Annotated in this window: 12 protein-coding genes; 1 reads left to right on the top strand and 11 read right to left on the bottom strand. The window is 48.4% G+C overall.

Annotated features, from left to right (window positions below):
* Nucleotides 1–3 precede the first annotated feature (3 nt).
* The 10 genes from QP794_RS09085 to QP794_RS09130 form a co-directional block, all read right to left on the bottom strand.
* Complete coding sequence (locus QP794_RS09085) at nt 4–822, bottom strand: ABC transporter permease (RefSeq protein ID WP_024632852.1); 819 nt, start codon at nt 820–822, stop codon at nt 4–6.
* A gap of 222 nt (nt 823–1,044) precedes the next feature.
* Complete coding sequence (locus QP794_RS09090; RefSeq protein WP_285075904.1) at nt 1,045–1,983, bottom strand: nucleoside hydrolase; 939 nt, start codon at nt 1,981–1,983, stop codon at nt 1,045–1,047.
* Nucleotides 1,984–2,094: 111 nt separating this feature from the next.
* Complete coding sequence (locus tag QP794_RS09095; protein ID WP_285076460.1) at nt 2,095–3,165, bottom strand: ABC transporter substrate-binding protein; 1,071 nt, start codon at nt 3,163–3,165, stop codon at nt 2,095–2,097.
* A gap of 242 nt (nt 3,166–3,407) precedes the next feature.
* Entirely contained in the window at nt 3,408–3,752 is a 345-nt protein-coding gene (locus QP794_RS09100) for a Na-translocating system protein MpsC family protein (protein WP_024632855.1), read from the bottom strand.
* 204 nt (nt 3,753–3,956) lie between these two features.
* Nucleotides 3,957–7,625: a GH32 C-terminal domain-containing protein gene (locus tag QP794_RS09105; protein ID WP_285075905.1), complete on the bottom strand. Its 3,669-nt coding sequence runs from the start codon at nt 7,623–7,625 to the stop codon at nt 3,957–3,959.
* A 290-nt stretch (nt 7,626–7,915) separates the two neighbouring features.
* Nucleotides 7,916–8,800 carry an ROK family protein gene (locus tag QP794_RS09110; RefSeq protein WP_285075906.1) on the bottom strand — a complete coding sequence of 295 codons (885 nt, stop codon included), beginning with the start codon at nt 8,798–8,800 and terminating at the stop codon, nt 7,916–7,918.
* An 18-nt stretch (nt 8,801–8,818) separates the two neighbouring features.
* A complete protein-coding gene (locus QP794_RS09115) occupies nt 8,819–10,300 on the bottom strand; it encodes a glycoside hydrolase family 32 protein (protein WP_285075907.1) in 1,482 nt (493 codons plus the stop codon).
* A 105-nt stretch (nt 10,301–10,405) separates the two neighbouring features.
* Nucleotides 10,406–12,019 (bottom strand): ABC transporter substrate-binding protein, encoded by a 1,614-nt coding sequence (locus QP794_RS09120; protein WP_285075908.1) that lies wholly within the window; start codon nt 12,017–12,019, stop codon nt 10,406–10,408.
* A 59-nt stretch (nt 12,020–12,078) separates the two neighbouring features.
* Complete coding sequence (locus tag QP794_RS09125) at nt 12,079–12,960, bottom strand: carbohydrate ABC transporter permease (protein WP_024632860.1); 882 nt, start codon at nt 12,958–12,960, stop codon at nt 12,079–12,081.
* Between the two features lie 16 nt (nt 12,961–12,976).
* A complete protein-coding gene (locus tag QP794_RS09130) occupies nt 12,977–13,870 on the bottom strand; it encodes an ABC transporter permease (RefSeq protein WP_256984842.1) in 894 nt (297 codons plus the stop codon).
* Between the two features lie 507 nt (nt 13,871–14,377).
* Between QP794_RS09130 and QP794_RS09135 the strand changes: the two genes are divergently transcribed.
* Nucleotides 14,378–15,439 (top strand): LacI family DNA-binding transcriptional regulator, encoded by a 1,062-nt coding sequence (locus QP794_RS09135; RefSeq protein ID WP_285075909.1) that lies wholly within the window; start codon nt 14,378–14,380, stop codon nt 15,437–15,439.
* 165 nt (nt 15,440–15,604) lie between these two features.
* Here the strand turns inward: QP794_RS09135 and QP794_RS09140 are convergent, their stop codons facing one another.
* Complete coding sequence (locus QP794_RS09140) at nt 15,605–17,500, bottom strand: FTR1 family iron permease (RefSeq protein WP_285075910.1); 1,896 nt, start codon at nt 17,498–17,500, stop codon at nt 15,605–15,607.
* Nucleotides 17,501–17,732: the final 232 nt, after the last annotated feature.

Raw genomic sequence — 17,732 nt, forward strand, 5'->3', positions numbered from 1 at the left:
TGTCTACCCCTTCGGATTTAAAGTTTTGGCCATTTTGTTCATGACACCGACCACGACAAATGTAATGACAATCATAATCGCGGCAACGACCGAGGCCAGATACCAGTCGTTCAGGGTCATAGCGTTCTGATAGAGGAACGTCGCAATGACGCGCTGTTTGCCTCCCAAAAGTGCAGGCGTCGTATAAGCCGTCAGGCTTCCGACAAAAACAAGTACGGCTCCGATCACAAGCCCTGGCACGGCCAGCGGGAATACCACCCGGCGGAATGCCGTGAAGCGTGATGCACCCAGGCTCTGTGCCGCCTTGAGCAGATCACCATCAATGTTCTCAAGCACACCGACCAGGGAAATGATCATGAGTGGCAGGAACAGATGGGTCAAACCAATCATCATGGCAGCCGGCGTATACAGAATATCCAGCGGCTTGTCCACGATCCCCAGTCCAACGAGGGCGTTGTTGATCAGCCCTTTGCGTCCGAGAATAATCATCCAGCTAAACGAGCGCACAACCGGGCTTGTTAGCAGCGGGAAGATGGCCAGCGCGAGCAGAATGCCTTTGCGGCGCGGCGCTTTCCGTGAAATATAATAAGCTGTCGGGAATCCGAGCACCACGCAGACGATGGTGGTGACCACGCTGACTTGCAGCGTCGTAAGCAATATTTTCAAAAAGTAAGGGTCTCTGAAAAAATGCATGTATCCTTCAAATGTGAAGGAGTTCTCCTGAAAAAATGTCGATCCGATCGTCAGGACAATCGGAATGATCATAAATGCCGCCAAAAATATGAATCCTGGCAGCAATAGCCAGTATACTGATTTCTTCATCGCGGTACTCCTGACTTATAAAATGGTTTTATTCACATGTTAAAATCACAACTTTACACTATCTCACTCCGTGCCAGAAGAATCTTTCGATCGCTGTTATCCCCAGATTTTTTCGATCCTTTAATTAAAGGGTAAAATCCGGGGATAAAGGCGAGCGCTTCGCTTCTACAGCTTTCTTCTGTCACTTCGTTCTTGTGTAAAAAATGAATTTAACGGTCATAGCTACGCATTTAACGCGTTGATAAACAGTTCAAGGAAAGCTTCGGCGTCTACCGTTTCACATACCAGAGTGTTAGACTGTTCGCCCAAACGGTTTTGGAAGTCACACACCATCTGACCATCGCACAGGCGGCTGGCTGTCTCTACATCGACGTAATATGATTTGCGTCCAACCAGTTCCGGGGCAAGTGCAACGCCCACTGCCAGTGGATCATGCAGAGCACAAGCTCGGATGCCGTTCATTTCTTCGTAACGATTGATGTAAATCTCGGTGCTCTGTGCCACATAATCGCGAAGCACGGGATCAGTCAATCGCCGGATGGCTTCTTCATTCAGCAGCGTTTGACGGGTAACATCCAAGCCAACCTGCGTGAGCTTCTGGAAACCTGCATGCAGTACAATGCGTGCGGCTTCGGGATCGGCGTACGTGTTGTACTCCGCAGTAGGTGTAACATTGCCATGTCCACGAACGACGCCACCCATGAAGATGACTTCCTTCAATAATGTAGGCAGTTCAGGACACTTCATCAGAGCCAGCGCGAGATTCGTTAACGGCGCGGTCATAATCAGTGTCAATTCGCCTGGGTATAACTTCGCCTGTTCAATGATAAAGTCCGGGGCAAAGCCTTCATCCGCCTGCTTGGATACGGCCGGATCAGGCAGCGCACCACCCAATCCGTCTTGTCCGTGAACCCGGTGCTCATAATGAGACTTGCGTGTGAGTGGGCCAGCCGCTCCGGCAATGACCGGAATGGAAGGTGCTCCCACCAATTCGAGTATTTTGCATGTGTTATCCGTTGCCTGCTGGAGCGATACGTTCCCACAGACCGTGGTAATTCCGAGAATGTCCAGCTTCCGACTCTTGACGGCCAGCAAGATCGCCAGCGCGTCATCTATACCGGTATCCACATCCAGAATGATGCGATTTCCTGTTTCACTCATGCATTCCCAACTCCTCTGCCGTTAAATGATTGCTTGCTGCAAATGTTATTTGTCGAGCTCAATCGATATCATTACTGCGGATCAACCTTATCGTTCAAACGTTGATTATGCTTATTGTGCAATCTCACGGTTCCAACGATCTGTCCATGCTTTGGCCTGTTGATTCACAAATTCCATATCCAGCTTGTTCAGCTTGCCAACCACGTCTGCGCCATACGTTACGCCCTCAGCTTCTTCGGCACTCAATTCAACCTTGGTATTTACCGGGGAATCCACTTTGGCTTTAGCGGATTTGGCTTGTACATCCTGGCTTAGCTGCCAGTTGATGAATTCTTCAGCGAGTTCTTTGTTCTTGCTGCCTTTCACGACGTTGATCGTATTCATAACTGCATATGCACCTTCGCTAGGTGTAACAAACTTCGCATTCGGCACTGCCGCTTTCAGATCCTTGAAGTACATCTCCATAATCGGTCCGCCAGCAATCTCTTCCTGGGAGAACATGTTCACGAACTCGGAAGTTTGCGTGTAGAATTTAACCACGTTGCCGCTTAATTTTTTCAGTTCCGCAAATGCAGCATCTTCATTAAACGTGTCGTTTCCGGCTACGCGTGAAGCAGCATCCAATACCATTGGTCCTGCTGTTGCCGTAATGTTTGGAATCGTCAGGTTATTGGCAAACGCCGGGTCCCACAGATCCGCCCATGAAGTGACTTCTTTGGAAACGAGGTCCGGGTTATAAGCGATTCCGAGCTGTCCCACCGTGTAGGCAGGGCCGTAATCTTCGCCAAGCGGTGCTTTGGCAATATCATAAATATCGTTCACATTCGGAATTTTGGAGCGGTCAATTTTCTCAAATAAACCTTCATCAATGCCTTGCTGTGCATAGTAATCAGACAAGTAGATTACATCGACATTGGACGTACCCTGGCGGATTTTATTCAAACGCTCAGCGTTGTTACCCACTTCAAGCACGATGTCTACATTATGTTCTTTTTCAAAAGGACCAAATACTTCTTCATTGAAGAAATCTTCAGAGAACCCCCAAGTGGAGATGACCAGCTTGGTTGGCGCCGTACCTCCGCTTACTGATCCGCCTGTAGCGTCCTCTGTACTGCTGCCGCACCCTGCAAGTAATACCGATGTCATTGCCACTGCCGCCAAACCGCTAATCCACTTCTTCATCATGATCCTGATTCCCCCTGATATGTGTGATGTGTATTAAAAAAAACAAAAAGAAAAGCATTCTTGTATAAACAAGAACACTTTTCTTCGTAAACAAAGGAAAGCGACACCCGCTGCCGGTACATCATCGGTTTCTGCTCCAGAATCAATCCGAAGACAGACGCCATCATATGAAATTGTTCGGAATCCGAATGATGGACTAGAACCGTGCGCAACGCATGAATCGAACCTGTCGATCCATCCTATGCTTGTTCCAAAATCACATTCGTAATGGCCCACTGCGTGGACGCATCATAATCCCGTAATACAGCTTCGATTGGCAAACCCATGTGCTGCTCCAACTTCTCCCTGAATTTCTTCTTATACAAGACAGACATACGGAAGTCCACTTCCAGCTTCAAGCCGGGGGCCTCCCCTTCCAGGGCGTCAGAGCGCGGTGAACGGCGGTGCTTCGCGTAGAAGGTCACGATGTTCTGATCAATGGTCACTCTCAGGAGAGTGGTCCCAAAGCCGAACAGTTCCTTCGAAATTTCGTTATAATACTGGCACATCTTCTTCTTACTCTCATTGCTGTCCAGCAGTTCCATGAACTCACCCACATCATTTACTACCGTACGTTCGACGTGTTAACACGATTGATTATACATATATCTACGATTTTAGGCAACCCAAAAGATATAGTTAACATAAAAATAACACATAAAAGCGAACGATAGGTATAAAACTAGTGAAAACAATTCATACGTTTTCAAAGTGAGCATGCTTGGCGATACCTATATCCCTTTTCTCTATTATTGTTGCTTAAAAACCCATCTTTGATACTCGCTCTCTTGATGGGGCTCACCTATCACCAGCTCTGATCCATCCTCAGATACGCCGAGTGCGTGCCCGTTATGTGCACTTGTAATGCGCATTGTCCCGTCCTCATTTTTTGAAATATTCCAGCGTTGATTCGCATAACCAAGGTACGAGTAGAGTTGAATGCGATTCTGTCCTACATCCCAATCCAGAGACATCCCGCTCAAGGTTCGAATGGAGTATGAGCCGGAATCATCGCCTGTAGGTACAAGCACCCATTTGAAACTTCTACTTGTATTCTCTGCCTCGTCAGTAACCTTTATCACTTCTCCTCCTTCAGATGGAACAGCGTGCATCACAACGGAACGTCCTGCGTTACGAATCATCACCTGCTCCAGATCTGCTGTCTTCGTATGGGTTGCATTCACATTCTGAAAGGAGGCACTTCCACCAAATACATGAACACCGAAATGTCCTTCGGCAAACGTTCCATCCTGAAGATCTATGATTCGTTCTCCGTCCACATCAATCTGAATTCGCGGACCATCCGCCTGAATTTTGATGTGATACGTATGATCCTTACGGATGAATTTCGGGATTTGAGCAAGCACCTGCCGATTTTCGAATTTCCCATTCACTTTATAAAATAATCGGATGGACTTCAGATTCGGGTCAATATTCAAGTAGTAGCCGTTTCGACCATCCTCGCTTGCACGGAATACAATAGACCCCGCTCCCCCCTGAGTGCCTAGCGTCAGATCAGCATCATATTGAAAATCGCCTGCCGTTTCCTGTGCGATATACTGTGTATCTCCACTATAGTTGCTCTGTATGCCTTGTTTGGCAACAAGCCACTCGGCAGTTGATTTATCCGACTTCCAACCAGACAAGTTGGTGTGGAATGTGCCACTGGATACCGTAATCGGTATTTCGGCAAAAGCTTTGCCATCTGCCGTTGATGCCGTTACAACTGCTTCACCTCCACCCACAGCTCGAACCGTCGCTTTCGTTTTGTCAGAATGAACGATTTGCACCACTTTAGGATTGCTTACCTTCCATTTCAACGCTGGAGTTACATCTGTTCCGGGTCTGCCTTCCACCGTGGCGTACAGCGTTTGCGTCTGCCCTATATTTACCGTCCTACTTTGCACATCTGCAATAATTTGAGTCTTAGGGGATGGGCTCGTTCTCCAAATGTTGTCCAAGGCGTACACCTTCATGGAGCTCACCTTCACTTCCCCACCAAGGCTATAAAAAGCCATTGCTCTTCCCGCCGGATCTGGAAAAATGACATCTGAGAAGACAACCTTGCCATCATTGCCGAAAACTTCAACAGAGGATTCATCCACAAATATACGTAGCTTCACCTTTTGATTTTCCGGTTGTAACGGGGCCTCATGGACCTTGGTGAACAAGTCGGAGAAGCTCACGTCACCCGAGCTGGTGCGATCCACGAACATGTTCTGCTGATCCACCTTGTATCCTACTATGGTTTTCTGCCCTTCTCTTTGACGCAGTTGAAAACCAAACTCGGTTACAGGGCTATTAGCCGGAATTTCCACTTCAGCTTCAATTTCATACGCCCCCGCTGTTAGGCCATCCAGCGGATTTTTTGATTTTGGTCCAATCATCATTTGTTGTGCACTATACAGGTTATACCGCAGCGTTTGGAGCTCAGTGATTGGTGTTTGTACCAAACGCACTCCTTCATCCGTGGTTCGAAGGGAGACTTCTCTCGGTATGGTCAGTTGCCCTTTCCAAGAGGAGGTTGGAAATTCAAACGGATAATCCCAGTTCGTCATCCATGCAAGCATCACTTTCCGTTGATCGGGCATATTTGCAAAGGACATTGATGCGTAGAACTCTTTACCAAAGTCCGTTCTCAACACCTGTCCAACCGGATGATCGTTCAGGAATTTCCCTTCAGCTGTCAGCTCGCCTACAAAATATTCCGCATCAGAGCCTTGGGTCTTCGGATTGGCTCCTGTACTAATCATAAGCACCCACTTACGTTGACCTGTTCCATCTACAGGCAGCTGGATGAGATCAGGACACTCCCATACACCACCACGAACGTACTCGCCATATCCGAAGTTATCGGTTAAGGTCCAATCGAGCAGATTCGTTGAAGTAAAGAACCGAATGTGATCCCCTCCAGACACGACCATTATCCAGCGGTTATGATCTTCATCCCGAACAACCTTCGGATCGCGGAAATCCCAGCTTCCCGGATCATCACCATTCTTGCCAGGGTTCTCAATGACAATGGGACGATCTTCAGCGTATTGCCAGTTCCGTCCTTGATCGGTGCTGTAAGCAAGGCCGATGCGTTGATTACCACCAGGTCTATCCGGATGATAGGATGTGTAGTGCGCAATCAGACCTTTTCCACCCGAATCCGTGAACAGACCCGATGTATTATTCAGATCAGCAATCGCTGATCCCGACCATACATGACCCTGATCATTCCAAGGCAAGGTGATGGGTAAACGCTTCCAATTTATGAGATCAGAACTGACTGCATGAGCCCAGGTGCCTCCATCCTGATGAAACAGATGATATTCTCCTTCATAATAGACCAACCCGTTCGGATCACTTGCCGATCCCCGAATCGGAGAATAATGGTACTGGGGACGATAGTTCTCCTTGTAGTACACCGACTCCTCCGTCACATAGATATCCTGAAAATAAGCCATGCCTTGTTGAACGACTAGTCCGATATTTCCATTAGCGTAGCTTTTATCTGTGACCTCAACAGCGGCAGGCTTGTATCCATCCACATAGACCTGAATTAAGCTACCTGAGGCTATAACTTCAATGTGATGCCTTGCACCCAGTTGACTTGGAACCTTGCGATTCGAGCTGGCGAGTACGGTTCCGTCCGTTTTTCGAAGCTGCACCCGAACTTCTTCACCTTCCCTGATCAGGGCTGCTTCATATCCCCTCGCTCCATCTGTACTCGCCCTGAATAACAGCGCTGCTGAGGTACTTGCATTAGCCAGAGATATATTTCCTTCATATACAAAATCAGACGCCGCTTTCTCGTAAATAACTCTTCCTTTTCCCTGGGCGTTTCCTTTCCCTCTATAGCCCTTCAAATCCGGCTGCCATTCACCTACGCTTCTAATCGGTTTGCCCATGTTGCCATTCATGATGCTAACCTGCACATTCTGGAACAAAGCAGACCCATCCCAAACGTGCAGCCCCAATTTTCCTGTCGAGTACGCACTGTCCTTCACATCAATCACCGGGTCATACCGATTATCCCAATAGACCTGAAGGCGCTCCCCGTCCACTTTGACCTTCAGATGATAGATGCCTCCAGATTCCAGGTTTGCTTTATGTTCTACATTTAACGTTCCCGGCTGTCCACTGGCATCTCTTAGACGGATTACACCAGCTTGAGGAACCACTTGCAGCATATATGAAGACCAGCCTGTATCATTGGATCGAAAAATAAGGCTCGTATCCGCTTTCATATCCTGAATCATCAAATCCGCTTCATAGATAAAATTATCGGCTCGTGTGGCCGATATGGCCATCACATTCTCCCCGGCATCGGAAGCCAGACGTAGCCCCTCATCCGTGTCTTCCATACTGCCTTTGCCCTGCAATGTCCAATCCGACAAATTTGTTGCTGCCTTGGACACTTTGGTTAACATATGAACCGCCTCCTCGTGTTGTTTCACTGAGCCCTCGGAGGTCTGCTCCCTCCTTTGCGAGGCATTTGTCTCCATAACAGCTGCTGTGGAATAGGCCCCAGCAGAAGAAGATCCAAGGAAACAAGATAATAGAACACAACCGATGGTTCGGAACATAAATTTCATGAGCATTCCCTCTTTTCGTAGTAGTAGATGAGACAAAAAAATCCCACAAAGGACGGTGCAGTCTCTTAGCAAAATAAGTGAACCTGCATCCGTCCCTTCTGGGACATCTCAATGGGGATCAAACACTATGACGTGACACGTTCCAGTGCCTCCAGACCCAATGCGAGAGCACCGCATAGTCCTGCGTGCTGGCCCAATCCCGGCTGGACAATATATTGGTCGATATGTTGCGTTATTGGAGCTGCATTCACATACCCGTTCAGGTTCCGTGCGACCTGCTCTCGGATCATGGGAAACAGATGATTTTGCTGCATCACACCACCGCCCAGGATCACCTTTTGCGGAGAATGAAGCAGAATGGCCGTCGTGATGGACTCCGCGATGTAAAAGGATTCGATCTCCCATGCCGGGTGGTCTGGCGGCAGCTCGCTACCAGGGCTCTGCCAGCGGGCCTGAATGGCTGGCCCCGCAGCCATCCCTTCCAGGCAATCGCCATGATACGGGCATAATCCGGCAAAATGATCCTCCGGATGTCGTCTCGTCCGGATGTGTCCACCCTCTGGATGCAACAATCCATGCACACGTTTACCTCCCGCTACAAGTCCAATCCCAACACCTGTGCCGATCGTATAATACGCACAGTTGTCCAGTCCCTGTGCTGCACCCCAAGTGACTTCTCCAAGGGCCGCTGCATTCACATCCGTGTCCCATCCAAAGGGGATCGGGAATTCGCGCTTCAATGTTCCAATAACATTGCAGTTTTCCCACCCTGGCTTGGGCGTTGTCGTAATGTAACCATAGGTGGGGCTATCCGGTTGCAGATCAATTGGACCAAAGGAACCGATCCCAATCGCCGCCACTCCTTTATCCCTGAAATAGTCGATGACCTTCGCCAGTGTGATCTCCGGATGTTCCGTTGGAAAGCTGCACCGACCTTCAATTTCCCCGTGCTCGTTACCGACACCACATACAAACTTCGTTCCACCCGCTTCTATGGCTCCTATACGCATCTTACTGTCCCCCCGCGCTCATTCCGATTGACCTTCAGTTCGGATGGGGGATAGTTCGTAGATATGAAGCGAAGAAAATACTAAATCCTTGTTTCCGGACTGCACAGAGATACCTTTGGAACCCGCATCCGGATAGATCAGATCGGTAATAACCGCCTGCCCGTCATTGGCAAATACCTCTACAGATGAGTAATCCACAAAGATACGCAGATGTTGTTTGCCGTCGTCTGCTTTCAATTCAGCTCCATGGCGACCCAGGAAATGTTCATGGAAACTGCCGACGCCTGATCGACTTCTATCGATATACACTTCATTCCGGTTAGCATCCACACCTACGAGCGTTACGTAGTCCATGCCACTTCGTAATGCAAAATGAACAGATTGGTCAGAAGCCCATTCCGCATGAATCTCATAATTTACAAGGCGCAAAGTGCTCAACAGCTCACTCATCTGGCTGATGGAAGCATCCTGTAGGGATAATACTGACGTGCGGAACTGTTCCAACTCGCGCGCAGGTCGCTGAATCAGCACGACTTTACTGTTCCTTGTCTCCAATGTCAGCTCTCTCACGATAGTCATCGCGCCGCGGTAGTCTTCGGTTGGCGTCTGGTTGGCATACATCCAGTTACTCATCCAACCCATAAACAGGCGTCGGCCGTCTTCTGCCGGAATGTCGGACCAACTGACCCCTGCGTAGTTATCCCGACCATAGTCAAGCCAGCGAACGGTATGGGAAGCTTCATCAGGAACAAATGTAGTGCCATTAAAATCTCCAGTGAAGTACTGCGTTCTAGAGCCTTCCTTGAAGGCTGGATCTGCACCAATGCTGACGAGCATTACCCATTTCTCCTGACTCGTATCTCCATCCACAGTCAGCGGGAACAGATCAGGACACTCCCAGACGCCATCATGCGAACCGATTCCTGTGCCGAACTCACTGCCCAGAGTCCAGTCCTTCAGATCGGGAGAATGGTACAGACATACCGTTTGACCACAGGCAATAATCATAATCCATTCTTTGGTCTGCTCATGCCAGAAAACTTTGGGATCACGGAAATCCACGAACGACTCATGCTCCAGTACCGGATTGCCCTCGTACTTAATCCATGTTCTGCCGCTGTCCTTGCTATAAGCGAGGCTTTGTCGCTGAACCGGATGATGGTCTGGTACCTCCTGATGATGGGTGAAAATAGCCACCAGTCCTGGCTCATCATCAAAGAATCCGGACGTATTGTTCCAATCCACCACAGCGCTGCCGGAGAATATCATGCCATGTTCATCCGGCGCCAAAGCTATAGGCAGCTCTTCCCAAGTAACCAAGTCCCTGGTTACCGCGTGTCCCCAATGCATAGGTCCCCATGTTGTGCCAAACGGATGATGCTGGTAGAACAAGTGGTACTCGCCTTTGAAAAACACCATGCCATTGGGGTCATTCATCCACTTCTCCTTAGGTGAGAAGTGATAGATTCCCCGGTAATCGGATGTTGAGATTGTAGACATTATGGTTTACTCCTTTGGATCAAACCGTTGAAGAGGAGACTTTGCTTCGCTCCGCAATCTGAGGCTATGTATGGCAGAATGCAGAGTCTCCTCATCCAGTTTGTTTTATTTAGTATTGCGGTCATATCCCGCTTGTTTAATCTGAAGCCATTCTTGCAGTCCAAGACGATCCAGCTCTTTCAGATAAGCATCCCACTCCTGCTCGATCTTCCCGTTCTGATACCATTCCGTGCGCATACGCAGCACATAAGCGAACAGATCTGTCTCAATGGTGGAGAGGCGGTCGAGTTCATCGATTGAGAAAAACACGCTTGGATACACGTTTTCCGCTTTCATATGTGGAACCATATATTTGTCGAGCAGCTCCATACGCCATGCGGCATCTTCCGGTTTAGTCGTGTATTTGTCATAGTAGCTGTCGAGAATGGCAAGCGGACCTGCAATGCTCGTTTTCTGTCTGAGCTCAACGGGTGCAGCGCCTTCCAGCGGAAGATGCTTTAGCATGCCCTTGGCTTCATCCAATTCAAAAATATTCTGCTGCGTCTCATCGCCATAAGTTCCCCAGTTGTTCTGTACGGATTGGAGCGGGTCGTACAATTGGTCCACCCACTTCGCTGTGGATTCCAGATTTTTATTGCTGCTCGTAACAACCATGCGTCCCCGGTCGAGACCTATACCGTTCGTACGTGCAACATTAATCTCTCCATTGGGCCCGGCAACCGGAGGCAGAATATCATAGGTATCATTCATGCCTGTAATGTTGGCCTTATCCCAAGTGAAGTACATGCCATATTTGTTGTCTTTACCCTTGGCCAGATAGGTATTCCAATCCTGCTGATACGCTTCCACATCCACCAGACCTTCCTGAACCAGTTCGTGAATGTATTTGACCGCTTCCTTGTAGCCTTCATCCGCTGCAGTAAAGACCACTTTTCCATCGTTGGTTACCACGGTGTGGTCCCAGTTCTCCCCGAGTCCAAATGCCGCAAATAAAAAGGTTAGATCTTCTCCGCCCGGCTTGTTAATGAAGGACAACGGAATTTCGTCGGCCTTGCCATTGCCGTTGGGGTCCTGGGTTTTGAACGCAATCAGTACTTGTTTCAGTTCTTCGGTTGTCGTTGGCATCTTCAGTCCAAGCTTGTTCAGCCACTCCACGTTGATCCAAGGCAAGTCATCCACCGCCTGTATCCGCTGCTTGCCACTTCCGAGCTCCTCAATCCAGGGGAAGGAATAAATATGTCCGTCTGGAGCCGTAATCATGCTCTTGTATTCGGGAGCTTCCTCCAGCACCTTTTGCAGGTTCGGCATGTATTGCTCAATCATGTCCTCCAGTGGAATGATGGCTCCATCCTTCGCGAGTTTCAGAAGATCATAATCTCCATAACCTGCGTCAAAAATGGCATCCGGCAAATCACCACTGGCTACCGCCAGGTTTCTTTTTTCCGCAAACACATCACTCGTATAGTTTTTCCAGTTGATATGCACATTGGTCTTCTCTTCAAGTCTCTTGTTAATCAACTTCTCGTTCGGATCAGCGGGGGCCAGCGGAGAACTCTGTGTTATAAAATTCAATGTCACTTTGCCATCAGGGGACTGGGCTTCACTAGCTGCACCACCTCCACCTCCACCCCCACCACATGCCGAGAGCAGGAGCATGGCAGACAGCATGGAGATGGATGCCGTTGTAGCGGCTTTTCTGGACTTATTCACTTTTTTCATGATAATGACCTCCGTGGATTGTGTTGGGACGAAACTTGGCTGTATTTCAGGGCTGCTCACTATTTGAGTGAACCTACCATGACACCTTTTTCGAAATATTTCTGAAAGAACGGATACATGATGATGAGTGGCAGACTCGAAATGACAATGGCTGAATATTTGATCATTTCTGAAAGCCGTTTCAGTTCCGCCATCGCAAGCTGATCACTGATCATGCCTGGTGCAGCCTGATTCTGAATCAGAATGGAGCGCAGTACGAGCTGTAACGGATGGAGGTTGGGATTATCCAGATAGATCATGGCGTCAAAATAGGAATTCCACTGCCCTACAAACGCGTACAATGCGAGTACAAAAATAATGGGTTTGGACAAGGGAATAACGATTTGGAAAAAAATCTTCATCTCGGAGGCGCCATCCACATTGGCTGCTTCTTTCAGTTCTCGCGGTACGCCTTTGAAAAAGGTTCTGGAGAGAATGATGTTCCAGACGTTGACTGCACCTGGAATAATAATGGCCCACACCGTGTCCAGCATGCCGAGATTGCGAACAAGCAGATAGGTAGGGATCAATCCGCCACCGAAGAACATCGTAATGATAAATATAATCATGAAAAACCCTCGCCCTGCCAGCCTTTCGTCAGACAGTGCATAGCCTGCAAATATCGAGACGGTCACCGTCACGAGTGCAAAGGAAACCGAGTACAGCACCGCATTCGCAAACCCTCGAATCATGGCCGGATTGGACAAAATCATCTGATATCCATCCAGACTCCAGTCCGATACATTGAAGGACAGCCCGCGATTTAGCAGCACGGTCGGGTCCATGAATGAGGCCACAACGATATAAATCAAGGGGACAACCACAACCAGTACAGCACAGGTAAGAAAGATCGCGTTCAGTGCGAGGATCAGACGATCCAGTCCCGTATGTTTGACTACCATGGGTAACACTCCTTTCCTAATAGAGGCCTTCGCCTTCATTTAATTTCTTCACGATCAGATTCACCGTAACCAGCAATATCACATTGATGACCGAGTTGAACAATCCGACCGCCGCAGAGTATGCGTAATCTCCGGACTGCAAGCCCACCTTGTAGACATACGTGGCAATGATCTCGGAGGAAGGCAAGTTCATGGACGTCTGCATTAGGTAGGCTTTCTCAAATCCAATGGACATGATCCCACCAGCGGCAAGAATAAATACGATGGCCATAATCGGACGAATCGTCGGAAGATCGATGTGGCGAATACGCTGAATGAGATTCGCTCCATCCAGATTGGCCGCATTGTGAAGTTCCGGATCGACATTGGCCAAAGCCGCGACATAGATGATGGAAGCCCAACCGGCTCCGGTCCAAATATCCGACAAAATGTATATCCAGCGGAAATATTCAGGCTCGGACATGAACATGATCGGTTGACCGGTAATCCAAGTGGCGAATTGGTTAACCGGCCCTGTTGGGGATAGAAAGATGAACAGCATACCCACAACGACAACAACCGATATGAAGTTCGGGGCATACAGAAACAATTGAATATTTTTCTTCACACCGGCTTTACGTACCTGATTCAGCATGAGAGCAAGCAAAATGGGCACCGGAAAGCTGAATATCAATCCAAAAAAGCTGAGTTTAAGCGTATTCATAAAAATGACGTCAAAATTAGGCGAAGCCAAAAACTTCTCAAAATGCTTCAAGCCTACCCATTCACTGCCCATGATGCCTTTAATCGGACTAAAATCCTTAAATGCGATAATGGCTCCGTACATCGGGATGTATTTGAAGATAAGGGTCAGGATCAGAGCTGGCGCGAGTAACAAATACAAAAAATAATTCTTTTTGAACTGCTGCATCCTATGGCCGGTTGCTGTCCTTTCTTTCAACGCCCTTCCTTTACCCTTTTGGGTATCCACCGTGTTATCCAACACATGACCTCCGTTCATTCCTGAAGTTGACAATTGTTTGCAGTAAGGGCTTTCAATATTTACAATTGCTCATTTAATAATTTACAATTTAGCAGGTAATCTAGGCATTAGTCAATACATTATGTAAAAAATAATTGTGCATTTGATAACATTTTGCATATTTACTGAGTTCTGAGTGTGTACTAAATTGCATATATAACGTTTATTCAAGCCTCTTTAATTTGCGTTTATCGTTATAGTTAGTAGGACATTTCGTCTTGATCATCATTTGTAATGGGATTTCTGACTACATAAAAGACCTGCATCATCCGACTTATAAATGTAAAGTAAATTGTGCATATGTAAAATTGAGATTGCTATTTGTTCCGATCTATTATACATTTGACTTAGATAAGAATGCGGACGACCATTTGATCATTAGAGGTGAAGCACTAAATGGCAAAAGAAAAAGTCACGATTCAGGACATCGCGGATGCCTTGGGCATTTCTCGGAATACGGCTTCCAAAGCCTTGAATGATAGCGGAAATATCCCTGATGAGACACGTAATCGTGTAATTAAAAAAGCAATTGAACTTAAATATAAACAGTTCGCTTATATGGAAAGTGAGTATGTTGTAACCAAGACCCCTGGCAATATTGCCCTGTTAACAGAAAATCTGCCCAATACATCCCACTTTGGTTCGTTGTTGATCAGTGGTCTGGAGAAAAGAATCAGCGCAGAGGGGTACAATCTTTCCATCCACATCGTGCGTGAGATCGATCAGGATTCGCTTACACTTCCCAACAATTTTGATATTTCCAACGTGGACGGCATCATTTGCATTGAGTTATTCGACTTGAAATATACTCAGCTTATTACTGATCTTGGAATTCCCACGATCTTTATCGACTGCGCTTCCAACGTATGTTATCCGGAATTCCACGCAGACTTACTGTTGATGGAGAACGAGCACAGCACATATCAATTAACCCGACAATTAATTGATAGCGGCTGTAAAGATATTGGATTTGCCGGGGATTACAATCATTGCAAAAGCTTCAATGAACGTTGGGTAGGATATCACCGGGCCATGCTGGAAGCGGGGTTGCAGGTCGATCTATCCCAATGCATTGTGGATGATGACCGCCTGTTCTTCTCGAAGCCCGGTTGGATGAACGAGCGAGTGGCAGAGCTGAAGTCGTTGCCTGATGCGTACGTATGCGCCAACGACTTTATCGCAGTTGAGTTGATCAGGGCGTTGAGAATGAGGAATGTTAACGTACCACAGGATATTGTCATATGCGGATTCGATAACGCGCCTGAATCCCGAATTATTGAGCCTGCATTAACGACTGTTCATATTTACAGCAACGAGATGGGTATCAAGGCTGCGGAGATGCTGTTATCCCGGATTGACAATCCGTCACAGCCTTATCAGGTCTCGCATATCGTGACCAAACCGATCATACGGGAGTCCACGCCTGCGCTCGTGAGGGCCAACCCACAGACCGTTTAATTGATCTCATTGACCCCTGAAAAATAAATAGCCGTATCTTTCACGTCGATGGATCGTGAAGGATACGGCTTTTTTATAGGAACTTATAGATGCCCTTTGTATGGTGTACTCATGATATGGCGCAAATAGGACGCAGTTGATCTGATCTGGATCTGCAGCTCCGTGTTACACGGATGCCCTGACTGCTCCTTTCGCTGAACGTACCTCCGTACGAATCAGGTTGAAGATCATCAAAATCAGCACAACGAATTGTGGGATGAATGTCTCCCATGTCGGATACATGCCAAGCCAGCCAATCGTCGGCAGACTCGGTGCGACATGCGCACCAAGCGTTGCCGAGACTTGAAGGGAATGAATGCTCTCACCAAGGAATCGAAAGACCAGATAATAAATCAGCAGCGTAGCGGTCAGGAAGAACCAACGTACAGGCAGACGTACACTGAACTGAATGATCGCCACAGCCAATATAATCAGGATGAGCAACGCTGCTCCCATACCAATCAACATCTGCGAGGTCTCAATTGCAGGCGCCATACCGATATAAAAGATTGCTGTCTCCGCACCTTCACGCAATATGGCGAGGCCCGCCACAGCGAAGAGAGACCACAGACTGCCCCGGGCCAGTGCACCGCCTACCTGTCGCTGTACATAGCTATTCCAGGAGCGGGTATTCGATTTGCTATGCATCCATTGTCCAACCGTCAACATCAGTACAACCGCTGCAAGCCCTGTATACCCCTCAATCATCTCCCGTGTGCTGCCCGAAGATGCCACAGCCAGGGTCAGCGACAGTACAATGGCCAGCGCCGCGCTGAGCAGCAGACCACTACCCGCTCCAGCCCAGATCCAGCGCCGGGCCGCAGACTCTCCACTCTTCTTGGCATAAGCTAGCAATGCAGCCAGTACCAGAATAGCCTCCAATCCTTCGCGAAGCAGGATCAAAGCCGCGTCCCATGCCGTATATGAGGTGCTAGCCGTTAACGGCTCCAGACGATTGATCATTCGGGATACAATCTCGGCTGCCTTCGCCGTGTTTGGCGGGTTCGAGACAACGTATCCGGATGCTTCCGCCATTTCATTCTCAATGGCCGTATATGAGGCCGGAGATGATATCTGTACCTGACCTTCAACCAAAGGCCAGGCCACAATGAACTGCTCCAACCCCGTTGCAGCAGAAGTGGTGTCCCCCGCCTGAATTTGCTGCTGGATTTGCTCCAACAATTTCAGCAGGTCGGACAATGAAGAAGCACCTGACGATGCCGTCGCATCCTCAACTTCCCCTTCCTTGAGCGTCCCTGCACTGTAGTCTGTAAGCAACGTAACCAGATCCTGCATACGCTCTGTTGCCTGCTCTTCCTTGCGTGGCTCCGCCTGCATGGATATACGAACCAGGCTGATGTCTTTCTCCAACTGGCTGTATACACCAAAATTATCCTGACGGATCGGAGCTTCGGTGCTTTTCCAGGCTGTAACGATCCGTTTATAGGCAAGCTCTGCCTGTGTCCAGTCACCCTGTTCCATTGCACTCAAGCTTTTACGTGCATCCGGCAATAGCTTTTCGGCTGCTTTACGGCCTGCGCCACTGCTCTCTTCCGCACCCTGAAACGCCTCAATATACTGATTGGTCGCACGGGCCAGATTGGCCAGCGCTTTCTTGGCTGCATCAGAATCATTGCCAGACAGTGCCTGTTCCGCTTTGGACAAGGCATCGCCTACACTACTTACGGCCGTGTCAACCTGATCTGCGTTCTGCTCCGGCTCCAACGTGCTGGCACTATCCCACAGTTGCCGGAATTCGGCAACGTCCTTCGTGGCTTCTGCCAGCTTGCCTTGTCCCGCTTCAACCAAGGCGCTGCCCACAGGCGGCAATAGACCATCCAGTTGCTTTTGCACAGACAGTTCATGGTTTTGCAGCCCCTCGGCAGAAGCGTGTGGGACACCCAGTAAACGAATCACCCCGGACCCCACCATCAGGAACACCAGCAGCATCAGCAAGGATCGCATAAGCCCTCCTTTGTACTGCCGCTTTTGCGCCTTCCGCTCTGTGATCCTGCCCATCATTTCATCCTCCCCATTCCTCTGAAACCGTTCATTGCCATCTATATAAATTGAACAAAAGAATATTTACACTTGCCACTTCGATGACAGAACAACCTTCCGATCGCCGTTATCCCCAGATTTTTTTATTTCTATTTTTCAACGGGAAAAATCCGGGGATAAGCGTATGCTTCCGATGCAGCTTTCTTTCAGAAAGCTTTCAGGCGAACGCTCCGCTTCTTCAGGTTATTTCTGT

It is taken from the genome of Paenibacillus sp. UMB7766-LJ446 (assembly GCF_030226665.1).
Taxonomy (GTDB): domain Bacteria; phylum Bacillota; class Bacilli; order Paenibacillales; family Paenibacillaceae; genus Paenibacillus; species Paenibacillus vandeheii.